The organism is Streptomyces asiaticus, from assembly GCF_018138715.1.
Taxonomy (GTDB): domain Bacteria; phylum Actinomycetota; class Actinomycetes; order Streptomycetales; family Streptomycetaceae; genus Streptomyces; species Streptomyces asiaticus.
The window spans coordinates 8,662,565-8,686,400 of the sequence record NZ_JAGSHX010000006.1 but is presented as its reverse complement, the minus strand read 5'-3'; the positions used below and the strand labels follow the sequence as shown (position 1 = coordinate 8,686,400).

Here is a 23,836-nt window from a genome sequence, read left to right as displayed (position 1 = left end):
GACCACCTTCTCACTCTTCCCCGGCGTCAGCGCAAGGAGCTCAGATATGCTTCCCGTACCTTCTTCGCAATGATCTCAAAGAGTTTCATCTTGATGGATTCCGCGCGTTCCTCTTTGGTGTCGAATCCGTCGGCAGGGATATGTTTGCGGATCTCGTCCTCAATCCCGAACTCTCTGATCCAGGCCGAAATTTGTTGTATGTGCCGCTTCGCCAGCTTGGGTGCGCTGTCAATCCCTCTCTTGCGTGCGTCGTATTTTCTGTCCGACTCTTCGCGGGTGGCGGCGAGCGAAGGATCCGTCTGGGCCGGGTCCTCACCCCTTTTCAGGATACTAAGTTCCAGGTCGCGCTGCAGTTGGCGCTCCTCGTACAGCTCCTCAAAAGATCGGTTCGAAGCTATCGCGTCATTGAGGGCAGTGCCGGCTCTTTCCGATCCACGGAAGGCTGCGGGTGTGGACAGTAATATTCCCTTGTAGTTCTGCGGACCAATTCCGTGCATCTCCCATTCCGTCGCACTCTCGAGCCGCTGGGCCATCATGAGGTTGGTGACCATGGCGATTGGGTCGCGTTCGGTCTCCTGCTGGTCGATGGTGAACGCAGGGGCGGCAAAACCAATCTCCTCGGGTACCTCGCCCGTGTCGCGGCCGGTGAACCTGTTCAATAGAAACTCGGCGAACTGCGGTTCAAGTCTACGCTGCTGCAGGTCATCCGCGATTCCTGTTGTGATATTGCCCCGGAAATCGGCCTGCGTGTTGTAGGAGCCGCCCTTGCTGACGTATTTGTATGCGGCCAACTCTCCTTTTTGGGTCCTTGTCACAACGCCGTTCGGGGTCTCCCAGAATTCTTTCTTACCGGGGGCGAGCGGACCATGTTGCCGTGCGGCACCGGTTCGTACGGGAAGCGGGGTGGGCCCTTTCTCGCGTTTCCGTGGCGCCCTCCCCTTCGCATCCCGGGACTCAAGGTTCTTGTTCCTTGCGGCAACGATTTCCGGATCGCTTTCAAGGTCCAGTGCCAGTTTTCGGGCGAAGGCCAGAACTTCGCGTTGCGGGATGGTGACTTTGAGGCCCTTAAGGAAAAGATCCCGGGGGTTCAGCCAGGCTTCGATGCCAAAGGATTCGCCGCCCTGGATCGACAGCCCGGTGAGCCGGTACCAGAGCCGCATGCCTGCGGTCGCCGCACGCATCACGGGGCGGGGCGTTCCCTTGTCCAGCATGGAGTTCAGCTTGGGCCGGATCCGTGCGACGATCTTGCGCAGCCGCTCGTCCTTCGACTCCTTGGACTTCTCGTCCTTCTTCCGCCGTTCCTTCTGCGACTTGGTCTTCGGTCGGCCGGGGCCGCTCTTGTCGGGGTGGGGCTTGCGCTTGTTGGGGCCCTTCTTGTTCGGCCGCCTGCCGGGGCCGTCCTTGTCGGGTTTGGGCTTTCGGGGGCTTGGCTTGTCGCCGTCCTTGTCCGGCTTGGGCTTCTTGCCGTTGTCTTCCTTCGGCCTGGTGGGCTTGTCACCGTCCTTGTCGGGCTTGGGCTTGGTCGGGTCCTGGTCCTTGGGGTCCTTGGTTGAGGGCTTGTCGTCGTTCTGCGGCCGGTCGTCCGGGCCCTTGTCGTCCTTGGGGCTGCCCGGGGTTTTTTCGTCCTTGTCCGGCTTGGACTTTGTCTGCGGCTCGGGCTTGGGCTTCGCCGGGGGTTCCGGCTTGGGCTTGGGCTTTACCGTCGGGGTTGGGCGGGTGTCCGGGTGGTCTTCCTCGGGCTTGGGTTTGCCGTTCTTGTCCTTTGTTGTGGGGGCCGGGGTCTTGGCGTCGGGTGTGGGCTTGGGCCTGCCAGGGGCTTCGGGCCTGGTGGGTTTGGTTTGGGGCTGCGATTGCGTTGTGGGTTTCTTGGGCGTCGGTTCGGCACCCGGTTTCGGTTTCGTGGCCGTTGGCGTCGGGCGCGTCGTCGTTTTCGGTGAGGTCGGTTGTTCGGGCTTCTCGTCGGGCTTCGGCTTGCCGCCCCGACCCTCCGCACCCTCCCCGTCCGCGCCGCCCTTCCCTCCAGCTCCGCCCTTGCCACCCTTGCCCCGGCCCAGCTTCGCCGCGATGGCCTTGAAGCGCCGGCCCACCTTCGCGACGTACTTGCCGATCCCCGACAGCAGCGCCTGGTAGGCCAATTCGAGGAGTGCCACGATGCCCGCCGCGACGGCCTTCGCGAAGAGGATTCCCGCGCCGCCCATGCGGACGAGCTTCAGCCAGTCGAGCACCGCGCCCACCGCGCGCAGGATCGCGCCGAGCGCGCCGATGGCCGTGCGGATGGCGTCGATGACGGCCATCACCCAGCCCGCTCCCGGGATCAGCTTGGCGATGACCTTCGTGATGACGATCTCGCCGATGATAAAGGGCAGTTGGGGGACGATCGCGTCCCACGTCTCCTTGACGATCTGCTCCAGCGTGAAGCCGCCCTTGAACAGCTTGTCCAGGATCGCCTTGGGGACGCCGATGATTTCCTGGATCTTGGACTGGAACCACTCCTTGACGGCCGACTTCACCTCGCGGAACAGGTGGTTCTTCGCGCCGTCCACCGCCGAGTTCTTCGCCCCGCTCAGCCAGCCGCCGGGGTCGGAGAGGAAGTCGACCGCGATGAGCATGAAGTCGCCGAGCGCACCCAAGAGCTTGGAGGCGAAGTCCAGGACCGCCTTGACCGCGTCAACGACGGCCTTGACGACGTCCAGCAGCATCTTCTTCAGGACGTCCAGGATGCTGCTCAGCAGCTTGCCAAGGGCGTTCAGCAGGTCGGTGATGGCCTGCTTGAGCATGGTGGCGAGCTTGTTGACCAGGGCGATCGCGGCGTTGATCAGGCCGGTGATGAAGTCCCGGATGCGCTTGGCCAGGTCGATGACGGCCCGCACCATCGCCTTGGCGAACTCGATCAGGTCGTTGATGAAGTTCTTGATCGCGTCGACGATGGCCTTACGAGCGTCGTTGATCCAGCGTTCGACGGTCTCCTTGAAGTTCTTGATGAAGCCGATGACCGCGTCCCGCGCCTCCCTGATGACGCGGACGATCGCGTTCTTGATCTCGATGACTTTGTCTTTGATCCAGTCGAAAGCCTTGCTGACCCAGTTGCCCGACTCGTTGACACTCGCGTCGCGCTTCTTCTCGGCATCCCGCTCGGCTTGGTCGCTCTTGTCCTGGATCTTCTTGTCGCTGTCGTCCTTCTCCTTGTCGACGTCCTTGTCGGTCTGCTCTTCCTTGTCCTTGACGTCCTTGCGGATCTTCTCGTGGCGCTCGGTCTTCTTGTCGCCGAGCGACTGGAGCTCCTTGTCCTGCTCCGCGCGCCAGTCCGCACGCTTGGCGGTGACCTCCGTCATCGCCTTCTGACGCTCGCTCGCCTGGCTCTTGGTGTTGGTCGCGATCTCCGCGTTGACCTGCTGCTTGTGCTGCTGCTGACCGTTCCTGAAGTCGCGGTCCTTGGTCTGCCGCCCCTCGGACATGGTCTTCTGGCCGTCGGAGAAGGCCGCCTGGAACTGCGGTCCGCGTTCGTGCTCCGCCACTTCCGACGCGGCTTCGGGCGGGACGGCGCCTGTCGTCGCACCTCCCTTGGGCGCACCGCTACCGCCGCCGCCCTGCTGGCCGGGGACCTTCGCCTCCATCTGCTCCTTGGGAGCGTCGGGGTAGACCTGGTCCTCGCCCATACCCCGGCCCGCGTCGTCTCGACCCGTAGCGACGGTTTCCTGGCCCTTGGTGTCGACGGCCGAGCCCTGCTCACCGGCCGTCTGGTCGGCGGCGCCCTGCATCTGTACGCCCGGCGCGTTGCCCGCCTGGGCCTGCTTGAGCGCTTCGTCCTTGGTCGGCAGCCCGGCGAACTTCGCGGCCAGCGCCTGCGGGTCCACTACAGGCTTGTCGGCGCCGAAGAGGCTCGCGGCCGCGTTCACGATCTTGCCGCCGATGAAGCCCAGGGCCATCTTGAAGGTGTCCCAGCCGCCGGGCTCCTCGGCCTTCTCCGCCTCGATCTGGCCCTCGGGTTCCTTGGCGCCCGTGACCTTGGCGTCTTCCTTCTCCGGGGCCTCGGACTTCTGGGCCGGATCCTGCGAGTACTGGGCCGGGGCGTCGGTCTTCGGCTTGCCCTGGAGGGTCTGCGGGGCGCCCGCCGGGCGCTGCATCGAGGGCGGGGCGGCGGCGAGCGCCTTGTGTTCGTCGCCGACGGTGCGGTTGACCGAGCCGCTCACGCCCGTCATGGCCTGCAACGCCACATGGGGCTTCAGCCTGGAGGCCGTGGATAGGCCCGCTTCCGGGGACACCTGAGAGAGATTCGGGGCCGGTCCGGAGTCCTTCTTCCTGCCCTTGGCCGGGGCGGATGCCTTGCCGCCGCCACCGCCTCCACCCGCCCCGCCGCCACCGCCACGCGGTGTCTTGGGGGCCGGTGCCGACTTGGGCGCTGTGGGCTTTGCTCCCGACGCGGCCTTGGGTGCCGGCGGCTCGGGCTCGGCGGACTTCTTCGGTTCCGGTGCGGGCGGCGCCGACTCCGCCGCCGGGGTCTCCGTACGTTCCGTCGGCGCGCCCTGCCCGCTCTGCGCCCCGCTGCTCGCCCCGCCGGGCGTATCCGCGTTGGACCCGCCCGTGACCTGGGTGTCCGGCGCGGGTGAGGGGGACTTGGCGTCCGCGGTGGGCTCGCTCTTGGCCGCCGGCGCCGTGTCCGCCTTCTTCTGTTCCTCCTTGGCCGCGGGCTCCTGCGCCGCCTGACCGCCCACCGCCTGCGGGGACGCCTTCTCCTGCGCACCGCCCGGCGCGTCACCCGCCGCGGGTGTGCCCTTCTCCTCCTTCGCGGCCTGTTCGGTGGCTTCGCTGCCGTCCTCCGACCTGCCCGCGGCCTCCTGCACCGTCGTCTGCGCGACGACGGGTCCGTCCTTGGGGTCGGAGCCGCTCTTCGGGTCGCGGGTCGCGGCCGGTCCCGGTCGGCTCTCGGCGGCCTGTTCCAGGGCGAGACCGCTGAGCCCGGCGCCTGCCGCCGTCGTGTCCTCGTCCGCCTCCGCTGACGGTTCGGTGTCGACGGCCGAGTCGGCAGCGTCTTCCTCGGGTTCGGCGTCCTCCGCCTCGTCCTCGGCGTCCTCCGCGTCCCGTTCGGCCTGCACCTTGTCGGCCTTGGTCAGCGGAGGGGCGGGGAAGGACGGAACGGGGGCGTCGGCGGACGAGGCGGGGTCGAGCTGGTCGGCGGTCGGTACGCCGGACACGTCGAGGTCCTGCTCGGGCAGGAAGTCCTCCGGCTGGAGCTTGATGTCCCAGGCGCTCTTCTCCGCGCCCCCGACCTCGACCTCCGACTCACTGCCGGAGCCGAACGGATCCTCCTCGGCCCGCTCCTCCGGGCCGTCGAGATCCTGGGCCCGTACGCCGTCGAGCGTGGAGAGGGGGCCGGGCGACTGGGTGTCCTTGCCGGACGTCATCGGCGAACCGGTGGGCTTGTCCGCGCCCCGCTTGTCCTGCTGCTTCAGCTGCTGACCCGCCACGAGCGAATCGACCGCGCCCGGGCGGTTCTTGGCCGCCGACTCCTCCTTGCTCGGCGTCGCGACACCCTGCTGCTCCTGCCCCTCCTTCCCCTCCCCCTCCTTGCCTTCCTTTCCTTCCTTGCCCTTCTCGGAGCCCTCGGACTTCTTCTCGCCGCCCTGCTGCCCGCCCCCGGACGGCTGTTGGGACTGGGGTTGGGACTGAGGGGCGGCTGCTGGGGCCGAACCGCCGGACTTCCCACCCGAAGGGCTTCCGCCCCGGCGTCCCGCGTCGGCGCCCGGCCTCTGCTCCCGGCTCCCGCCCTGCCCCTTCTGCTCCGCCGCGCCCCCACCGTTCTGCGGCGTACTGCCCGGCGCGCCCTCCCCCGCGGGCGCGTCCTTCTCCGGACCCGGCGCGGGCGCCGGGCGCTGCTCCTCCTCGCGGCGCTCCTCCGCCCTCCGCCGCCGCGTCTCGCGCTCGAACAGCAGCTCCTCGATCAGGTCCGGTTCGGCCTCCGGGGCGGCCGACGACTCCCGCTCCAGGTTGCCGTCCGCCTCGACCTCGTCCACGAAGTCGAGCACCCGCTCGTGCTCGGAGCTGAGGAGCCTGGTCTCCAGGCGGTCGAGGACGGCGTCCTGCACCTCGTCCGGCATCCGCGCCAGTTGCATACGGGTGCGCTTGGAGCGGTCCTCGGGGTCGCCGCGCAGGGAGCGGACGACGCTGTTGGCGAGGCGGTCGACCAGGGTCGCCGGGTCGAGCTTCTCCATGCGGTTGCGGTCGGCGTCAACCGTGGCGTAGCGGAGCCAGCCCGGGGTCGCGGACGGCTGCGGCCGCGTCTCGGTGTCCGGCTGCCCGCCGCGGGCCAGCTCCCGCGCCGTACCCTCCGCCTCGCGCTCCATCGCGTCCTGCGGCAGGCTCACCGCGCCCAGGTCGCGGCCCGCGCGCAGGGTGCCGAGGCCGTGGGGGTTCTGGACGGTGTGGAGCAATTCATGGGCGAGGAGGCGCCGGCCATCCGTCGTGCCGGGGCGGTAGGTGTTCTCGCGGAAGAAGATGTCCTGGCCGACCGCCACCGCGTCCGCGCCCAGAAGTTCGGTGAGGTGGCCCGCGTCGCGGTCGGTGTGCAGGCGGACCTGGCCGAGGTCGTGGCCGAGCTGCTCTTCGAGGTCGCGCCGTACGCTCGGGTCGAGGGGCTGTCCGGCGCCGCTGACGATGTCCTTGGGTTCGGGCGTACGGGCCTTGCCGGTCCGCTCCTTGCGCTTGCGGCGCTTGGCGGACTGGGACGCGCGGTCGTCCTGGGTGGTGGACGGTGCGTTGCTCATGTCCCCTCCCGCCCCCTTCCGGACAGGCCCGCGTGTACGGCCCGGGCCAGGGCCTCGCCCAGCCGGGCCGGGGAGGTGGTGGCGGGGAGCGGGGGCAGGTCGGACAGGACGTCGAGGGCGCGGTCGGCGCCGGTCGCCGCCAGCGGTACGCCGCGTTCCTGTACGAGGCGGGTCAGCTCCGTCTGGAATGCCACCCCGACCTGGTCCGGGTCGATCCCGGCGCCGAAGCCGGTCAGCGTCAGCTCGCCGATGTCCACATGGACCGTGCGCGGCTCCTCGTTCAGACCCATCCGGTGACCTCCGAGGGTGTGAGCGAACGGTCCAGCTTCTGGTACTCGGTGCGCGCCGCCGCCAGCATGTGGCGCATCTGGAGGCGGTCGCCCTCCTCGGCGGCGAGGAAGGCGCCGGAGAGCGCGATGTTGCGGATCGAGCCACCCGCCACGGTGAGTTGGGCGAGGCGTTCGGGGTCGATGTCCTTCGTCGGCGCCCGGGCGGGGAGCACCCGGCGCCAGATCTCGGCGCGCTCGCTCTCGCCGGGGAAGGGGAAGTCCACGACGAAGCGGATCCGGCGCATGAAGGCCGGGTCGAGGGCCTTCTTCATGTTGGTGGTGAGGATGGCCAGGCCCCGGTACGCCTCCATGCGCATCAGCAGATAGCTGACCTCCAGGTTGGCGTACCGGTCGTGGCTGTCCTTGACCTCGCTGCGCTTGCCGAACAGCGCGTCCGCCTCGTCGAAGAGCAGCAGTGCGCCGCCGCGCTCGGCGGCGTCGAAGACCTTGCGCAGGTTCTTCTCGGTCTCGCCGATGTATTTGCTGACCACCTGGGAGAGGTCGATGACGAAGAGGTCCAGGCCCAGCTCCTTGGCCATCACTTCGGCGGCGAGGGTCTTGCCGGTGCCGGAACCGCCCGCGAAGAGGGCGGTGACGCCCAGGCCCCGGCGGAGTGTCGCGGCGAAGCCCCACTCCTGGTGGACGGTGGCGCGCTGCCGTACGTGGGCGACGATCTCGCGCAGGATCCGCGCCTGGTGGTCGGCGAGGACCAGATCGTCCCAGGCGGCCTCGGGCTCGATGCGCCGGCCCAGTTCGTCCAGGCCGATGCGCGCCTCGGTGAGCCCGGCCCGCCACGCGAGTTCGGCGGGGTCCAGTGGGGCGTCAGTGACGTCGGTGAGGTCGCGGCGTACGGCGGCGGCAGCGGAGCGGATGATGTGGGGCGGCAGCTGGAACTGGGCCACCAGCGACCGCAGATGGGCCGCCTCGATCCGGGGGATGTCGGCGAAGGCGTCCGCCCAGAGGTCGAGTTGTTCGCTGTCGTCCAGCCCGGGCACGGTGACGCGCTCGCCGCGCGGGCGGTCGGTACGGCGCGGGTCCTCGCTGGAGACCACGAGGGGCACGGCTGCGGCCTCGATGAACGCGTCCGTGGCGGCGGTCTGCTCCCGGTCCGGCTCGCCGACCTCCAGCAGGAGCGCCGCGGGCAGCAGTACGGCCTCGCGCTGCCAGAGGCGGGCGAGGCGGTCGCGTTCGGCCGCGTCGGTGGGGACGTCGTCCGAGGCCATGACGTACAGCGCGAGTCCGGTGCGGCGGGCGGCCTCGGCGGCGATGTCGGTACGGGTGGTCAGATCGCCGCCGACGAGCTCCACGCGCAACGGGGCCTCCGGACGCGACTCGTTCCAGCCCGCCGCCACCTGGTCCGCCGCCCGGTCGTACGAGGGCGGCAGGGTCCGCGGGGGCTGCGCACGGCGCAGCAGCCCGTGCAGCCGGGCGTCGAGGTAGGGCGACCCGGCCAGGAAGTGCAGGATGCGCTCGTCGATGCGGAGGCGTGTTGTGGTCAGCCGGGTCTCTTCGTCGAGGTCTACGAGCCGCCAGCGGCGGAGCGGGGACACGGGGGTGAGCGCGCTCCAGTGCGGCTCGTCGAGCGCGGCGAGGGCGAGCGAGAAGGTGGGGTACGCACGGGCCGGATCGCCACTGGCGGCGGCACACCGCGCGGCGGCGGTGGGGTCCAGCTCGGCGGCCGCCGCCAGCAGGACGAGCTGGCGCTCGAAGGTGCTGAGACCGAAGCACGCCACGAGCGCGTCGAGGGCGGCGGGGCCGGGGATCGCTTGCGCGTGGTCTTCCGTGTGGGGCGGCTGGGCGGCGGTGGCTGGGGTGTTGGGGTCGTCCACGGTGGCGGTATCGCGGTTCGCGGAGGCACTGGGCCGGGAGCCGTTGGCGGTGGCGCGGCGCGCGTGGGCGTCGACGCGGGCCAGTACCGCCTGGACGGCGGCGCCCAGGGCCTGCCCGTCCTCGGCCGCGATGGGCCCGGCCGCGAAGGGGCCTGCGCCCGCGCTGGAGCCTGCCCCTGCGGCGAAGTCCCCGCCCGCAGCGGCGTCCCCACCCGCGTCCGAGTCCCCACCCGCGACGGCGTCCCCGCCCTCGGTGGCGTCCGCGCCCTCGGTGGCGTCCCCACCCGCGATGGCGTCCGCGCCCTCGGCGACGGCGTCGGACGCTGCCGATGCGCGGCCGTTCCGCGTGCCCATGGTGTCGTCCGCCCCCTTCTCCCCCACCGTGTGCCTCAGCTCTCCGTGTCCTCGGAGCGGCCGCCACGGCGCCGGGGCGTGGACTTGCGTGCGCGGGTGGGTGAGGCGGCCGACTTGGCCGCGGCCGACTTCGTGGTCTTGGTCGCGGCCGATTTGGTTGCGGCCGCCTTCGCGGTCTTGGCGGCTTTGGCGGTCTTGGCCACGGCCGTCTTCGCGGCGGCGGGGCGCTTCTTGGCGGGCATGGCGGGCGACGGGGTCTCGGCCTCCGTCGATGCCTCCGCCTCGGCGGGCTCCTCGGGCCGCTCCGCCCCCGGCAGGGTGGGTGGCTCCGGCGCTCCCGGCGCGCCGAAGGGCAGTACCCGCACCGTGGGGCGTTCCACCGGCTTCGCCGGGACCGGGCGCTCGCGCCCCTCGATCAGGACCAACGAGCCCTGGTAGCAGACCGACAGCACATACGGGGTCTGGTAGAGCATCCCCCAGAGCTTGGAGGTCTCGTCCACGTCCATCTGCGTCGGAGTGAAGCGCACCCGCTGCACCGTCTCGGCCAGGTCGCTGCCCGTCAGGTACGAGCGCCGGGCGGCCTCTTCGATCACGTCCTTCGGCAGCATCGGGATCTCGTGCAGGATGCGCACCACGGTGCCGATCAGGCGCTGCCCGACCAGTTCGGACTCCTCGCCGTACGCGCTGATCAGATAGTGCAGATCCATCGCCGCGGCCGGTCGCTTGAGCAGGGTGCCGTCCGAGGCGCGGGTGGGCAGGTCGGTGGCGCGCATCGAGGCGTTCGGGGTGACCTGGTAGAGGAAGATGTTGATGGTCGGTTCGGTGGGCGGCTCGGCCGGGGGCCTACGGGTGTCCACCGTGACCGCGATGTCGATCTCGGGCCGCAGATTGTTCGCGATCAGCAGCGCGAGGGCCTGGGTGACGGTCGCGAAGGCGAGTCCGTTGCTCATGGTGTCAGTCCCTCCTCTCGCCGCGTGCCAGGTAGTCCTCCAGGCTCAGCGCGGGCGCGCGCCGTCCCGTCGTTCCGGTGCGGGCGCCCGTGGTGCGGTCGGCGCCGGGCGGGGTGGCGGCGGTGACCTCCAGCCGCCCGATCTGGACGTGCACCGTGCGCTGGGCGGACCGGGCGCGGCGCCGCCCGGCGGGAAGCCGCGCGGCCTCGCGGCCCGGGGTGGCGTCGGCCGCGCGGGCCGGCAGCGGCGCGGCGGCCACCGCGGACCACACGTCCGCGGACAGCGGCCCGGGCCGGGATCCCGCCGCGGCCGGTGTGGCGTCGGGTGCCGGGGACGCCGTGGTGCCCCGCCGTGGCGCCCGGGCGTCGGGGGCGACCGGGTTCGGTCCGGCGGTGAGCTGTGCGCTGGGGAGCAACAGCGGTGCCGGGGCCGGGGGTTCGGCGTACCGCTCCACGTCCTCGTACGGTGTGGGCTCGGCGCGTACGACGGTGTGCCGGTCGGTCCTGACCTCGCGCTCGTGCCGGAGCACCTCCTGGTAGCGGTCGGCCACCGGTGGCGGGGCCACCCGGGCCGGTGTGGGCTCCTCCGGCAGCGGTGATTCCCCCCGCAGCGCCTCGATCCGCTCGTACGGGCCCGGCAGCCGCGGCCGCACCCGGACCGGGCGCTCGCCGGCGCCGCCGCCCGCCGCCCGCCCCGGTACGGGGACGGGGACGTGCCGCGCGAGCAGCCGGTCGAAGTAGTCAGCCATCTGCGCACAGCTCCAGGTAGTAACGGCGCCGCAGCGGGCTGAGCGCCAGGATCTGAGGCTCGCTCCAGCCGTATGCGGTGGCGAGCAGGTGGACATCGAGCAGCAGGTCCCGTGCCCAGTGGTCGAGTTCGGCCCACAGGTAGGAGGCGATATCCAGCTCGGCCCGGGTGGCCTCGCCGCATTCGGGGCAGGCGACGCTGAGCGTCACATCGGCCGCCGGGTCGGCGCGCTCGGCGGCCTCGGCGAGGCGCCGCTGCACCGGCTCCGGCAGTTCGGCCGCGGGGAGGCGGTCGGCGGGGACGGGCCGCCCCGAACGGTGCACGGAGACGATGCAGCGGGCGATCAGGGCCCGGCGGGCGCGGGCGGCGGCGGTGGGCTCGCGCTCGGCCTCGTTGCCGTACGAGTCCGAGGCCGCGTCCACGTTCCCGTTCGCGCCGACGCCGACGCCCGCGCCCACGCCCGCGCCCACGTTCCCGTTCGCGTCCACGCCCGAGTCCACGCCCACGTTCCCGTTCGCGCCCAAGGGCCCGCCCGCTTCGGCCACCGCCCGCGCGGCGGCCTCCAGGTCGGCGACGGTGGGCAGCCGGAACTCGACCGTCCACTCGCCCTCCTCCACCCGGAGCGGGCCGTCCTGCGCCCCCGGGCGCACACCCAGGGCGCGTGCGTCGAGGTCGAATTCCATGGCCTCGCCGCACGCACCGCACTCGGCCCGGATCTGCATCCGCTCGCCGAAGAGCGCGCGCCGCAGGGCGTACAGATCCGCCTCGCGCTCGCCCACCGGCAGCGACAGCAGCTCGTCCGCCGCGGCCTCCGGGCGGGCCGCCCGGTGCAGCAGCAGGGCGCGGCCGGGGCCGTGGTGCGCCAGCCCCGCCTCCCAGATGGCCAGCAGCTCCGCGGGCCCCGTGTTCCCCATCTCTCAGGCCGTCCGCTCCCCGTACCGTGCCGTTCCCCGTACCCGTGACCGCCGCCGTCCCGCGCCCCGTCCCCGTCCCCCGCCTACGCGGGATGCGTGAACGAGGGCTCTTCCGGCTCCGGCACCTCGTAGTCCCGCTCCCAGCCCTCGCACTCCAGCTTCAGGCTCTGGATCGCGACCGCGTTGGCGTTGGCGTCCAGCTCGCCCAGCACCTGGTACTCGCTCGGCCAGGTCCGGTAGAGCTTGTGCGAGACGGCCACCTGGCCCGCCTCGTTGAGGACCTGGATGACGATGTCCTTGCGGAAGTCGGCGAGCGAGACCTCGGCGCCGAGCCCCGCGCCGACCTGCCAGACCTTGTTGGCCCAGCGGTCGAACTCCGGGTCGTGGGTGACGCCGCGCTCCAGGGTGATCCCCTCGAACTCGGACCGGCCCGGGGACTTGCGGGGTGAGCTGGGGTCGCCGCCGTTGCGGTGCTTGACGACCTCGGTGGTGCGCTTGAGCGGACTGATCTTGCTGATGCCCGCGACCGTACGACCGTCCCAGAGGACCAGAAACTTGAAGTTCTTGTACGGGTCGAAGCGATGGGCGTTGACCTGGAACTCAGCCATCACATTCCTAAATCTCGAACTGTCCGGCCATCTGCTGGATCTTGACGATCACGAACTCCGCGGGCTTGACCGGCGCAATACCGACCACGACATTCACGACGCCGTTGGCGATGTCCTCGTCCGTCGTGGTGTCCTTGTCGCACTTGACGAAGTACGCCTGCCGCGGAGTGCCGCCCTTGAACGCGCCCTTCTCGAACAGCGTGTGGAGATAGCCGGAAGCGTTCAGCCGGATCTGCTGCCACAACTGCTCGGTATTGGGTTCGAAAACGACCCATTGCAGTCCGCGGCGCAGGCTCTCCTCGATATGCAGCGCCAGCCGCCGTACCGGGACGTACTTCCATTCGCTGTCGAGCGCGTCGGCGCCGCGCAGCGTGCGGGCGCCCCAGACCAGCGGGCCCACCACCGGGAACGTGCGCAGGCAGTTGATGCCCAGCGGGTTGAGCAGCCCGTTCTCCCGGTCGGTCAGCTGGACGGCGAGTGAGTACACCCCGGCCAGCCGGGCCTCGGTCCCGGCCGGGGCCTTCCACACGCCGCGCTCGCCGTCCGTACGGGCCATGACGCCCGCGAGCGCCCCGGAGGGCGGGAAGGCGCGCAGCCGCCCGGTGAGCGGGTCGGTGAGCCGCAGGTGCGGGAAGTACAGCGCGGCGTGGTCGCTGCGGACCGGTTCGAAGGCGCCGATCCCGGCGCGGGCCGCGTCCACGCTGCCCCAGGCCGAGGGCGCGTCGACCAGCAGGAAGATCCGCCGCTCGCGGCACAGCCGGTCGGCCGCCGACAGCACGGTGACCATGTCGCCCACGGACTCGTATCCGGCGAGCTCGGGCAGCGACAGCAGGTTGACGTCCTCGATGTCGCGCAGCGCCTGGAGGCCGGTCTTGGCCGCCTCGCTGCCGATGAGGTCGCGGGGGCCGGGCGGGGCGCCGTCCTCGCCGCCGGACAGCGGGAAGACGGGCGGGTTGACCGATGCCTCCAGGCCCAGGTCATTGGCGCATTCGCCCAGGAAGCGCACCACGTCGTCGGGGTCGATGGAGCCGGCGACGACCTGGAGGCGGCGGCCGAACGCGGTGACCTCGGTGCCCGCGAAGGCGTGCTTGCCGGGGGCGTCGGGCAGCGCGCGCAGCTTGCGCTCCAGGAGCAGGGCCAGCTCGGTGACGTCGCACGGAGCCTCGCCGTCGCAGTCCGGGTCGTAGAGCGTGAACGCGCGCTCCACCTCGCCGATCTTGACCGTCAGCTCGACCTCGAGATCGGGGAGTTCGTCCGCGAACGGCTTGGAGACCGTGCCGGAGGGGTCCGGCCGGCCCTCGCCGACCGCCTTGACCCGGATCAGCGCCGACCCGGCGTTGATCACGGTCTCGGCGTGGCGGCCGTGGGCGGGGTCCATGGACAGGTTGGCGAAGGACTCGCGGGAGGTGCCCCGGGCGTCGAGCACATGGAGGTTGAAGGTCTCCTCCGGGCACGGGGTGTCGTAGTCGACGGCCAGCCGCAGGCCGGAGCCCCAGTGGCCGGGCTCCTTGGCGTGCACCTCCAGCACGGGGCATTCGCTGTGCCCCTCGGTGGATTCGAGGGTGACGCAAGCGGCCTTGCCGGTCCCGGCCTTGGTCACGCGGACGACGACCGCCACGGTGCCGCCGTTGCCGAAGAACTGGTGTACCGCGTAGCCGACCGCGCTCTGCGAGGTGAGGCCCCCGAAACGGCGCTCGAAGTCGGCGAAGCTGGTGATGCGGACCGGGGTGTTCAGCGGGCCGCGCCGGGTGTGGCCCACGAAGGCGGTCACCGAGGTGGTGACCGAGGCGATGGTACGGACGCTGCTGGGAAGCTCTTCGATGTAGACACCGGGATAGCCCGCGGGCGTCGGCATTCCCCCTCCATTCTCTTCAGCGCATCAAGAGATGAGGAGGGGAAGTGAAGATCACGCGCACGGATTTCCTGCCGCGCACACAACTTCTCCTTGCACTTCCCCCGGTCGCACGCCCCCGCGAAACCGGTATCGCAGGGTTCGGAACGTCGCTTGCGGCTCCTGATGCGTGAGTGCGGTTTGAGTTTCGACGCTCGGCGTGATTCCGGTCAAGGCGTTGATCCGGTCATCTCCTTCACGGGGAATTCCTAGATCGTTTCTTTCTCTCCACGGAGTTGACCAAGCTATTACCGTGGGCGAACGCTTCCGGCAATTCTTGATCACAAAATCCCGGCCGGTGTGCGCCGACGACGAGAACGAGCCGAAAAGGTGAAGGGTGCGGCGCGCCGTTTTGCGGTCCCGCGCTTCCGGCGATATCACACCCGCGCCCGCGGGCAGCGCCCGCTGAGCAGGCACTTCAGTCGCGCGCGAGCGGGGACGGCGCGAGGAGCGCATGGCCGTCGAGCCAGGCCGGGCGGCTGAGCAGCGGGCGGCAGCGGGTGAACAGGGCGAGGAGTTCGGGGCCGCGCCGCCGGCGCAGGGCGGGGTCGAAGCGAGCGAGGTCGAGCTCATTGGCGGCCGACAGCTCGGCGAAGTCCCGGAGCAGCCGGGGCTCGGGGGTGTGCGCACGGCCGGTGAAGCGGTCGTGGAAGAGCGCGCCGGGGTCGCCGAGCACCGGGCAAGTGGCCTTCCGGTCGCAGCTCGCGTAGAGGTACACGATGGCTTCGGCCTCCGCGCCGATCACCGCCACGAGTTCGCCGCGGCGGCCGAGGGGCAGCAGGGTGACGGGGAAGCCGTCGGTTCCGTAGAACGCGTGGCACAGCCCGGCGAGTTGGAGTTCGGGGCGGGCTCCCCAGGCGGCGAGCCGGGCGCGTACGCGCTGGAGGTGGGCGAGGAGGGTGCTGCCACCGGGGTGGGCGATGCGCGCGGCGCCGAGGCGGCGCAGGAGGGTGACGGCCCGGTCGGCGGCGGCGGGAGGGGGAGCGGCAGGCACAGGTCGCGTCCTTTCGGTGCTTGGCAGGTCGGCACCCGTACCGCGCCCCCACCCGGTCCGGATCCTCGTGCCAGCGCCGTACGGGTTGCCGCCTGAGCCCTGCGACGATCGTCGCGACCACTCGCCATCCCAGTCAATCCTGGGGATTGCTCGCCAACTCCAAGCTCTACCTTGGGGGTTATGACTCTGGACGATCTGCGGGTGTTCGTGGCCGTGTGCCGGGCCGGCAGCCTCAGCGCCGTGGCCCGGGAGCTGACCTGCACACAGTCGGCGGTGAGCCAGCGGGTGAAGCGGCTGGAACGCGAGACCGGCGTCAGCCTGCTGGAGCGCCAGGCACGCGGGGTCGTGCCCACTCCGGCGGGACGCATTCTGTGCGAGGCCGCCGCCGACGGGATCGCCGGGCTCGATCTGGCGCTGCGGCGGCTGGGGGACCTGGTGCACGGGGAGAGCGGTTCGGTGCGGATCACCACCGGCAGCACCACCGTGCGGCACTTCATGGCCGAGGCGATCGTCTCGTTCCGCCGCCGCTATCCGAAGGTGAACCTGGAGTTCCAGACCGAGAGTTCGAGCCGGGGCTGTCTCGGCGCGCTCATCGCCGGCAAGCTGGATCTGGCCTGGATCACCCTCGGCGGGCCGGTGCGCGGTGTCGAGCAGCGGCCGGTGGCCGAGCTGCCGTGGGTGCTCGCCCTGCGGGCCGGGGATCCGCTCGCGGCCCGGTCGCGGGTGGAGGTGTCCGACCTCGCCGAGATCCCCCTCGTACGGCTGCCGCCGAACTCCACCTCCGGCGGGCAGCTCCACGCGGCCCTGGCCGAGCTGGGCGTACGGGCCGGTTCCGACACCGGCGTCGCCGACTGGGACACGGCCCTGCTGCTGGCCGAACTCGGCCTGGGGCGCGCCGTGGTGCCCGCCCTGCCGGGGCTGCCGGTGCCCGGGGACGACGGGCCGCTGCGGCTCGTCCCGATCCCCGCGCTGCCGCCGCTGCCGGTCGGCTGGGCGGCACGCCGCTGGGACGCGCTCCCGCCGCTGGCCCGGGCCTTCGCGGACACGGTGGCCGGTACCTTGCGCGGCGACGCCTCGCCCGAAGGGAATCCCGGAGCGCGCCGCGAGTGATCATTTTCGGCCTTCCGCCGTCAACGCGCCCGGATGGGCCGTCCCGTCGCGGCACACACCCCTATGCTTCTACATGCATGTAGAAGCCCCTGCGCATACGCGACAGTACGCACATTGAAGGAGTGGACGCCCCGATGGTGTTCAAACGACTGCTCGGCTCGCTCGGTGTCGGCGGACCCACCGTGGACACGGTGCTGGACCCCGGCCCGGTACACCCCGGCGGGCCGCTGACCGGTCAGGTCCATCTCCGGGGCGGCACGGCGGACTTCGAGATCGAGCAGATCACGCTGGAGCTCGTGGCCCGGGTGGAGGACGAGCACGGCGACGAGGAGCGGGAGGGGGTCGTCCTCTTCGACCGCTTCACCGTCGGCGGCGGTTTCCGGCTCGCCGAGGGCGAGCACCGCAGCCTCCCGTTCACCGCCCACCTCCCCTGGGAGACGCCGATCACCGAGCTGTACGGGCAGCCGCTGGGCATCATCCTCGGCGTCCGCACCGGGCTGTCGGTCGCGGGCGCGAAGGACAAGGGCGACCTCGACCAGCTGACCGTGGCCCCGCTGCCGGCCCAGGAGGCCGTTCTGGAGGCGCTGGGGCAGCTCGGCTTCGGCTTCAAGTCCGCCGATCTGGAGCTGGGCCATGTGGGCGGCACCGGGCAGCGGCTGCCGTTCTACCAGGAGATCGAGCTCACCCCGGCTCCCCAGTACGCCCACGCCCTCAACGAGCTGGAGGTGACGTTCCTGGCGAACCCGGGCGGCATGGACGTCGTCCTGGAGGCCGACAAGCGCGGCGGGCTCTTCTCCTCGGGCGAGGACGCCCTCACGCTCTTCACCGTTGGTCACGAGGGCGTCGAGCACCGCGACTGGAACGCCGAGGTCGACGCCTGGATCAGCCGGCTCGTCGAGCGGCGCGCCGCCTATGGCTCTTACGGCTCGCACGACTCTTACGGCTCCCACGGCTCGTACGGCGCCCATGGCTCGTACGGTCACGGTGAGCATGCCGGGCACGGTTACAGCCACGACGGGCACCACGACGGCGGGCGGCGCTCCGGCCCGAGCACCGCGGCGGTCGTCGGAGGCGTCGCGGCGGGTGTCGCGGTCGGCGTCGTCGGCGGAATGGTCACCGCGGAGGTCGTCGACGAGATCGGCGACGCCTTCGAGGACGAGGAGGACGAGGACTGACCACCCTCCCCGGCCCGGGGCGGCCCCGGGCCGGGGAGCCCTTCTCGGCGTTTCGGCCATGGCCCCGGTGCGGCCGGGTCCATGCGGCCGTGGTCCTATGAGGCCGAGCGGCACCGCTCAGGGGCCCGCCCAGCCGTCGAGGAGGACGACCGACCATGACCGCCGACAGCCGCCCGGAACCACCCCACTTCGGCGACGAACGCGAAACCCTGCGCGCCTTCCTCGACTACCAGCGGGCGACGCTCGCCATGAAGTGCGAGGGGCTGACGGACGAGGAACTGCGGCAACGGTCGATGCCGCCCTCGACGCTGACGCTGCTGGGCCTGGTGCGGCACCTGGCCGAGGTGGAACGGGCCTGGTTCCGGAGGGTGTTCGAGGACAACGACGCGCCGATGGTCTGGTCCCCGACGATCGACTTCCAGGCGGCGTACGACGTGAGCGAGGCGACCGGAGCCGAGACGTTCGCGGCCTGGGAGGCGGAGGTCGAGACCTCCCGCCGGATCGAACGGGAGGCGGACTCGCTCGACCTGGCGGGCCACCAGCCCCGGTGGGGCGAGGAGGTGTCGCTGCGGATGGTGCTGGTGCATGTGCTGCTGGAGTACGGCCGCCACAACGGGCACGCGGACTTTCTGCGCGAGGGCGTGGACGGGGTCGTGGGGGCCTGAGCGGCCGGCTTCCGGGCCGTGCTCGTCGGCCCTTTCACCGTGCTGTTCCGGCCGCCAGGAACAGGGGTACGGCGAGGAGGAGCCGGTCGGCGCGGGCGCGTTCGCGCTGTTCGGCACACCACGCCCCGGCCTGGCCCCGGGTGATCGCACCGGCCGCGCACGCGGCCTCGGCCGGGCCGGTGAGCAACCGCAGCGTCTCGGGCCCGGTCAGAACAGTGGTGTGCGCCTCCGTCGTGACATCGCCCAGCCCGGCATCCAGCAGCAGACCGCGCTGGCCGCGTGCGGCGCGGGGCAAGGGGACGAGGCTTGCGCGGGCGCGCACGATGGTGCTGGTCAGGGCCGCGTCGTCGGCGTCCACGACCAGCGCCTCCCCGTCCTGGCCGACCAGCACCACCCGCCCACCCGGGTGCGAGCACCCGGCGGGCCTCGGCCAACGCCCCGGCCGGGTCGGGGAGTTCATGGAGGACCTTGTCGGCCCGGTAGCCGTGCACCGTGGCCTCGCCGAACGGCAGGCGGCCCACGTCCGCGACCCGGATGTCGGCGCCGGGCCACCGCTCGCGGGCCACGGCGACCATCCGCTCGTCGGCGTCCACACCCGTCACCCGCGCCCCGCGCCCGGTCAGTTCGGCCACGGCCCGCCCGGCGCCGCAGCCCACGTCGACCACGCGGGCGCCCGGCTCGATCGCCAGGAGCTCGTAGGTCCTGGCGCGCAACCGCTCGGCCTCGGGCGACCGCTCGACGCGGTCCAGCCGCGCGATGAGGGCATCGGTGGCCCCTTCCCCGTACGTCCCGCTCGCTGTGCTTCTCCTTGGACATGACCGCGGACATGACCGCGAGACTGCGACTTGATGTCGGCATGAAGTCAAGCGGCGCCATGGCGGCCATGGCCATCGGCGAGGTCGCGCAGCGTTTCGGGCCGGCCGCCCATGTGCTGCGGCACTGGGAGACCGTGGGCCTGCCGTGCCCCGCGCGCGACAGCGCCGGGCGCCGCCGTTACGGCGAGGCCGACCTCGTCAGGGTGGCCGTCATCCTGCGCGCCAAGGAAGCCGGGCTCGGCCTGGACACCATCCGCGCCCTGACCGCCGCCACCGAGCCGGCCGACCGCCGGGACATCCTGCGGCGCGAGGCCGAGACGCTCCGCTCCCGCGTCGCCGCCGCGCGGGACTCGCCCGCGCTCGTCGCATGCGCCCTCGGCTGTGAGCACGACGACCTCACCCGGTGCCCGCACTACCGGCGGCGGGTGGCTCCGGAGGGCTGAGGCCGCGACGTCAGCCGTCCCGGCGGGCGGGCGGCCGCGACGAGGGGCGCGGGGCTGGTTGAGCCGACCGGAGCTGGGCACTCCCTGGGCGCGTGGCCCGATACGGCCGGGCCTGGTACGGCCGGGGCCCGGTACGACCGGCGCGTGGCCCGATACGACCGTGCCGAATCCCAAAGGACGATCATGAGCGAGCCCAGGACATCGACATCCCCCCGCACTCTCGGCATCTACCTCAACGACCACCTGGCCGGGGCGACGGCCGGAATGCAGCTGGCCCGCCGCGCGGCCCGCGTGCACCGCCAGGCGCCCTTCGGCGGCGACCTGGAGGACCTCGCCGTGCAGATCATGGAGGACCGCCAGGCCCTCCTGACCGTCATGGCCGACCTCGAGGTGCCCGTCCGACGCTACAAGGTCTACGGGGGCTGGCTGGGCGAGAAGGCCGGGCGGCTGAAGCCCAACGGTCGGCTGCGGCGGCGCTCCGGGCTCAGCACGGTCCTCGAGCTGGAGTCGCTGCGGATCGGCGTGGAGGGCAAGGCGCTGCTGTGGCACGCGCTGCTGGCCGCGGCCGGCGAGGACCCCCGGCTGGACTCCGATCGGCTCACCGAGCTGTTGGACCGGGCGCGGCGGCAGCGCGCGACGCTGGCGTCGCTGCACGAGGCCGCGGCCACCACGATGTTCAGCCCCGGCCGGACGGAACCGCGGGAGGCGGTGGTCGGCACATGACTCCTCCCGCTCCTGGCCGGAACGTGCCCCCTCCCGCTCCTCCCCCGGACGGCGCCGCCGAGCTCCTCTTCGTCGGCAATGCCACGCTCCTCATCCGCTACGGCACGCTGACGCTGCTCACCGACCCCAACTTCCTGCACCGGGGCCAGTACGCCTATCTGGGCAAGGGGCTGATGTCCCGGCGGCTGGCCGAGCCCGCCCTGACCGTCTCGGAGATCCCGTCCGACCTGGACGCCGTGGTGCTCTCGCATCTGCACGGCGACCACTGGGACCGGGTGGCGCGCCGGCAGCTGGACCGCTCGCTGCCCATCATCACCACTCCGCACGCCTCCCGGCGGCTTCAGGGCGTCCATGGGTTCAGCCGCGCGACCGGGCTGCCCACCTGGCACGATCACGTCCTGGTGAACGACCGCAGCCAGGTCCGGATCACCGCGCTGCCCGGCAGACACGCCCCCGGCCGGTGGCAGCGGCTGCTGCCACCGGTGATGGGGAGCCTGCTGGACTTCGGCGCGCCCGGGGAGCCTCCACGGCTGCGGGTCTACATCACCGGCGACACGCTGATGTTCCGGGGCATCCATGAGATCGCCCGGCGCTACCCGGATGTGCATCTGGCGGTGGTCCACCTGGGCGGCACCCGGCTTCCGGGCGGGCTGATCGTGACCATGGACGCGCTCCAGGGGGCCGGTCTGGTCAGGGTCGTACGGCCGGAGCGGGTGCTGCCGGTGCACTACGACGACTACGCCGCCTTCAGCTCCCCGCTCTCCGCGTTCCTGGCGGAGACCCGGGACCCGGACTTCCCGTCCGAGGTGGTCCACTGCCCCCGTGGCGAGCGCGTGACCGTGAACGCGCAAGGCGTGCTCCAGGCGCCGTGACGGCCGCCCGCGGTGGACTGGCGCCGTGACGGCCGCTCGGGGTGGACTGGCGCCGTCAGGCCGCGCTGGTGGGCGTCTGGTCGTCGCTGGGCAGCCGCCGCAGACGCTCCAGCAGCTGGGGACGGTGCAGCTCCACCACGCACGCCATCAGGTCCGGATGACGCATCAGCGGCGCGGCCTGCCAGTCGTGCGCGTCGGGGTCGGTGAGCCGCCGGAACTCCCTGGGGGCCCCCGCGGCGTGCTCACAGTCGGCGAGCACCGCCACGGCCTCGGACGCCAGGGTGGAGCAGGTGAGCAGGGCCGCCGCCCAGCTCGCCACGACCTCGTCCACCCAGGTGCGCCAGACGCCGTCCGGGCCGCGGATCTCGTACGGCTCCGCGTCCACGAGCCAGTCCAGCCGGTAGGAACCGCCCGGTCCGGCCATGGTCACCAGGGCGGCGTCGGTGGTGGTCGGGTAGCGCAGCCACGTGGCGACGGTCACGGCCTGTCGCGCCTGCGCCTCTGCGAGCGCGGCGTTCATTGCGCCGTCGGCCGCCGGATAGGCCCTGATCAGCCACTGCGTGGTCGCCGCTATGACGGATGACAGGTCCAGGGACAAACGAGCCGCTCCTCTTGCGCGATAGCTGTCAGCACCGTACCCACGGAACGACGGTGTCGAACGTGACATACATCACCCTTGACGGCGGCGCGCCGGTATGGACGGCCGGGTGCGCATCGCATAGGAGCCCGGCGCGGCGTCTCGCATAGCGGCCGGGGCGCCGGGTACCTGAGGGCCATGAACGCGCCGGGCCCCGCCGTCGGCGTGGTCCTCGCCACCCGCGACCGCGCCGAAGGACTCGCCACCGCCCTGGAACACCTCACCGCCCTGCCGGAGCGGCCACCGGTCCTGGTCGTGGACAACGGCTCGACGGACCACACCCGGGCCATGGTCGCCGAGCGTTTTCCCCGGGTTCGGGTCCTGGCGCACAGGGCCAACCGCGGCGCGCTCGCACGCAACGACGGCGTACGCGCCATCGGCACACCCTATGTGGCCTTCAGCGACGACGACTCCTGGTGGCGGCCAGGCGCCCTGGCGCGGGCGGCCACCCTGCTGAACGCCCATTCGCGGCTGGGACTGCTGGCGGCCCAGGTGCGGGTCGGCCCGGAGGAGCGGCCCGATCCGCTCAACGCCCTGTTGGCCGCCTCCCCCGCGGGGCGGGCCGAGGACCTTCCCGGCCCCGAGGTGTTCGGCTTCCTCGCCTGCGGGGCCGTGGTGCGCCGCGACGCCTTCCTGGAGGCGGGCGGCTTCCATCCGCTGATCTTCTTCGGCGGCGAGGAGACGCTGCTCGCCTATGACCTCGCCGCGATGGGCTGGGGCGTCTCGTACTGCCCCGAGGTGGTCGCCCACCACCATCCGGCCCCCGCACCGCGCACGGGCCGCACCGCCGTGATGCGGCGCAACGAGCTGATCGGCTGCTGGCTGCGCCGCCCGCTGCCGCTCGCCGCCCGGCGCACCGCCGGGCTGCTCACCGAGGCCGGGCGGGACCCGGTCGCGCGGGCCGCGCTGGGCGGTCTGCTCGCCCGGCTGCCGGCCGCGCTGTGGCAGCGCCGGGCGCTGCCGCCGTGGGTCGAGGAGGCCGCCCGGCGCGTGGACGGGCAGCGGATGGACGACGAACCCCGACGGGAGGAGAGGCAGGGCGCCCATGACCGATGACCAGGACCAGAACCAGGACCAGGACCAGGACCAGGACCAGGGCGAAGGGAACGCCGACGGCCGCACGACGGTCGTCATCATCACCCGCGACCGTCGGGACGAACTGCTGCACACCCTGGACCGGCTGGCCGAACTCCCTGAGCGGCCGCCCGTGATCGTCACCGACAACGGGTCCACGGACGGCACCGCCGAGGCGGTGGCCCGGCTCCATCCGCGGGTGACGCTGTTGCGCCCCGGCCGCAACCTCGGCGCCGTGGGCCGGAACGTGGCCGTACGGCAGGTGCTGACGCCCTACGTCGCCTTCTGCGACGACGACTCCTGGTGGGCGCCGGGGTCCCTGGCGGCGGCCGCGGACCTGCTGGACCGCCATCCGGGGCTGGCGTCGGTGACGGCCCGGATCCTCGTCGAGCCCGAGGGCACCGAGGACCCCATCGTGGCGGAGCTGCGCTCCTCGCCGGTGCCGGGCCCACGGTGGCTGCCGGGCCCGGCGCTGGGCTCCGTCCTCGCCGCCGCGACCTGCGTGCGCACCGCCGCCTTCCGTTCGGTGGGCGGGTTTTCGCCCCGGCTGTGGCTCGGCGGCGAGGAGGAACTGCTCGCCGCCGATCTCGCGGCCCTCGGCTGGTGGCTGGTTTTCGCGCCCGGGCCGGTCATCCACCACGCGCCGTCGGACGCCCGCGACACCACGGCCCGGCGGGTGCGTGGTCTGCGGAACACCCTGTGGTTCACCTGGCAGCGCCGCCCCTCACCTCCGCCGCCCGCCGCACCCTCTTCCTGGCCCGCGCGGTCCCCCGCGACCGGGCCAGCCTGCACGCCTTCGCCCAGGCCCTGGCAGGCCTGCCCGGCACACTCGCCCACCGGGCCGTGGTACCGAACCGGGTCGAGCGAGGGCTGCGCCTGCTGGACGAGACCCAGCGGGTGTCCACGGCCCGGCGCTATGTGGGGTGACCGCAGGGGCCCGGGTAC

Annotated in this window: 18 protein-coding genes and 2 pseudogenes; 8 read left to right on the top strand and 12 right to left on the bottom strand. The window is 72.0% G+C overall.

Annotated elements, in window-relative coordinates:
• Positions 1 to 26 precede the first annotated feature (26 nt).
• From KHP12_RS44915 to KHP12_RS44875, 9 genes are all read right to left on the bottom strand, one after another.
• Complete coding sequence (locus tag KHP12_RS44915) at positions 27 to 6,761, bottom strand: eCIS core domain-containing protein (RefSeq protein ID WP_246648886.1); 6,735 nt, start codon at positions 6,759 to 6,761, stop codon at positions 27 to 29.
• Positions 6,758 to 7,051: a hypothetical protein gene (locus KHP12_RS44910; RefSeq protein WP_086880981.1), complete on the bottom strand. Its 294-nt coding sequence runs from the start codon at positions 7,049 to 7,051 to the stop codon at positions 6,758 to 6,760. The genes KHP12_RS44915 and KHP12_RS44910 overlap by 4 nt, the downstream gene beginning before the upstream one ends.
• Positions 7,042 to 9,273: an AAA family ATPase gene (locus tag KHP12_RS44905; protein ID WP_246643285.1), complete on the bottom strand. Its 2,232-nt coding sequence runs from the start codon at positions 9,271 to 9,273 to the stop codon at positions 7,042 to 7,044. The genes KHP12_RS44910 and KHP12_RS44905 overlap by 10 nt, the downstream gene beginning before the upstream one ends.
• Positions 9,274 to 9,308: 35 nt before the next feature.
• Positions 9,309 to 10,223, bottom strand: a complete 915-nt coding sequence (locus KHP12_RS44900) for a Pvc16 family protein (RefSeq protein WP_086880952.1) — start codon at positions 10,221 to 10,223, stop codon at positions 9,309 to 9,311.
• A 4-nt stretch (positions 10,224 to 10,227) separates the two neighbouring features.
• Complete coding sequence (locus KHP12_RS44895) at positions 10,228 to 10,971, bottom strand: hypothetical protein (protein ID WP_086880951.1); 744 nt, start codon at positions 10,969 to 10,971, stop codon at positions 10,228 to 10,230.
• Positions 10,964 to 11,884, bottom strand: coding sequence for a T4 family baseplate hub assembly chaperone (locus tag KHP12_RS44890; protein ID WP_086880950.1), 921 nt, complete (start codon positions 11,882 to 11,884; stop codon positions 10,964 to 10,966). Before KHP12_RS44890 ends, KHP12_RS44895 begins: the two co-directional genes overlap by 8 nt.
• An 83-nt stretch (positions 11,885 to 11,967) precedes the next feature.
• Positions 11,968 to 12,492, bottom strand: coding sequence for a phage tail protein (locus KHP12_RS44885; protein ID WP_014058531.1), 525 nt, complete (start codon positions 12,490 to 12,492; stop codon positions 11,968 to 11,970).
• A gap of 7 nt (positions 12,493 to 12,499) precedes the next feature.
• Complete coding sequence (locus KHP12_RS44880) at positions 12,500 to 14,347, bottom strand: phage tail sheath C-terminal domain-containing protein (protein ID WP_086880949.1); 1,848 nt, start codon at positions 14,345 to 14,347, stop codon at positions 12,500 to 12,502.
• 454 nt (positions 14,348 to 14,801) lie between these two features.
• On the bottom strand, positions 14,802 to 15,377 hold the full coding sequence (locus KHP12_RS44875; RefSeq protein ID WP_037947593.1) for a DUF6817 domain-containing protein: 576 nt from the start codon (positions 15,375 to 15,377) through the stop codon (positions 14,802 to 14,804).
• Between the two features lie 180 nt (positions 15,378 to 15,557).
• Between KHP12_RS44875 and KHP12_RS44870 the strand changes: the two genes are divergently transcribed.
• The 3 genes from KHP12_RS44870 (at position 15,558) to KHP12_RS44860 (ending at position 18,327) form a co-directional block, all read left to right on the top strand.
• Complete coding sequence (locus KHP12_RS44870; RefSeq protein WP_086880948.1) at positions 15,558 to 16,487, top strand: LysR family transcriptional regulator; 930 nt, start codon at positions 15,558 to 15,560, stop codon at positions 16,485 to 16,487.
• Between the two features lie 134 nt (positions 16,488 to 16,621).
• Complete coding sequence (locus KHP12_RS44865; protein WP_211834551.1) at positions 16,622 to 17,662, top strand: sporulation protein; 1,041 nt, start codon at positions 16,622 to 16,624, stop codon at positions 17,660 to 17,662.
• A 155-nt stretch (positions 17,663 to 17,817) separates the two neighbouring features.
• Positions 17,818 to 18,327 carry a DinB family protein gene (locus KHP12_RS44860; protein WP_086880946.1) on the top strand — a complete coding sequence of 170 codons (510 nt, stop codon included), beginning with the start codon at positions 17,818 to 17,820 and terminating at the stop codon, positions 18,325 to 18,327.
• Between the two features lie 34 nt (positions 18,328 to 18,361).
• On the opposite strand, the gene KHP12_RS53070 is transcribed toward KHP12_RS44860, so the two are convergent.
• Together KHP12_RS53070 and KHP12_RS53065 are read right to left on the bottom strand one after the other, a co-directional pair.
• Positions 18,362 to 18,787, bottom strand: coding sequence for a methyltransferase domain-containing protein (locus KHP12_RS53070; protein ID WP_308017024.1), 426 nt, complete (start codon positions 18,785 to 18,787; stop codon positions 18,362 to 18,364).
• A 1-nt stretch (position 18,788) separates the two neighbouring features.
• Positions 18,789 to 18,983, bottom strand: a pseudogene (locus KHP12_RS53065) (class I SAM-dependent methyltransferase); the annotation flags it as partial.
• Between the two features lie 200 nt (positions 18,984 to 19,183).
• Here KHP12_RS53065 and KHP12_RS44850 point away from each other — a divergent pair.
• The 3 genes from KHP12_RS44850 to KHP12_RS44840 all read left to right on the top strand — a co-directional run bounded on the left by KHP12_RS44850 (position 19,184) and on the right by KHP12_RS44840 (position 21,180).
• On the top strand, positions 19,184 to 19,585 hold the full coding sequence (locus KHP12_RS44850) for a MerR family transcriptional regulator (protein WP_086880945.1): 402 nt from the start codon (positions 19,184 to 19,186) through the stop codon (positions 19,583 to 19,585).
• A 183-nt stretch (positions 19,586 to 19,768) separates the two neighbouring features.
• Entirely contained in the window at positions 19,769 to 20,308 is a 540-nt protein-coding gene (locus KHP12_RS44845; RefSeq protein WP_086880944.1) for a hypothetical protein, read from the top strand.
• On the top strand, positions 20,305 to 21,180 hold the full coding sequence (locus KHP12_RS44840) for an MBL fold metallo-hydrolase (RefSeq protein WP_211834550.1): 876 nt from the start codon (positions 20,305 to 20,307) through the stop codon (positions 21,178 to 21,180). The genes KHP12_RS44845 and KHP12_RS44840 overlap by 4 nt, the downstream gene beginning before the upstream one ends.
• A gap of 55 nt (positions 21,181 to 21,235) precedes the next feature.
• Here KHP12_RS44840 and KHP12_RS44835 read toward each other — a convergent pair whose 3' ends face one another.
• Complete coding sequence (locus tag KHP12_RS44835) at positions 21,236 to 21,778, bottom strand: hypothetical protein (protein WP_086880942.1); 543 nt, start codon at positions 21,776 to 21,778, stop codon at positions 21,236 to 21,238.
• A gap of 177 nt (positions 21,779 to 21,955) precedes the next feature.
• On the opposite strand from KHP12_RS44835, the gene KHP12_RS44830 reads away from it, so the two are divergent.
• Positions 21,956 to 22,873: a glycosyltransferase family 2 protein gene (locus KHP12_RS44830; protein ID WP_211834549.1), complete on the top strand. Its 918-nt coding sequence runs from the start codon at positions 21,956 to 21,958 to the stop codon at positions 22,871 to 22,873.
• A pseudogene (locus tag KHP12_RS44825) lies at positions 22,863 to 23,818 on the top strand (glycosyltransferase family 2 protein). Before KHP12_RS44830 ends, KHP12_RS44825 begins: the two are co-directional and overlap by 11 nt.
• Positions 23,819 to 23,836 lie beyond the last annotated feature (18 nt).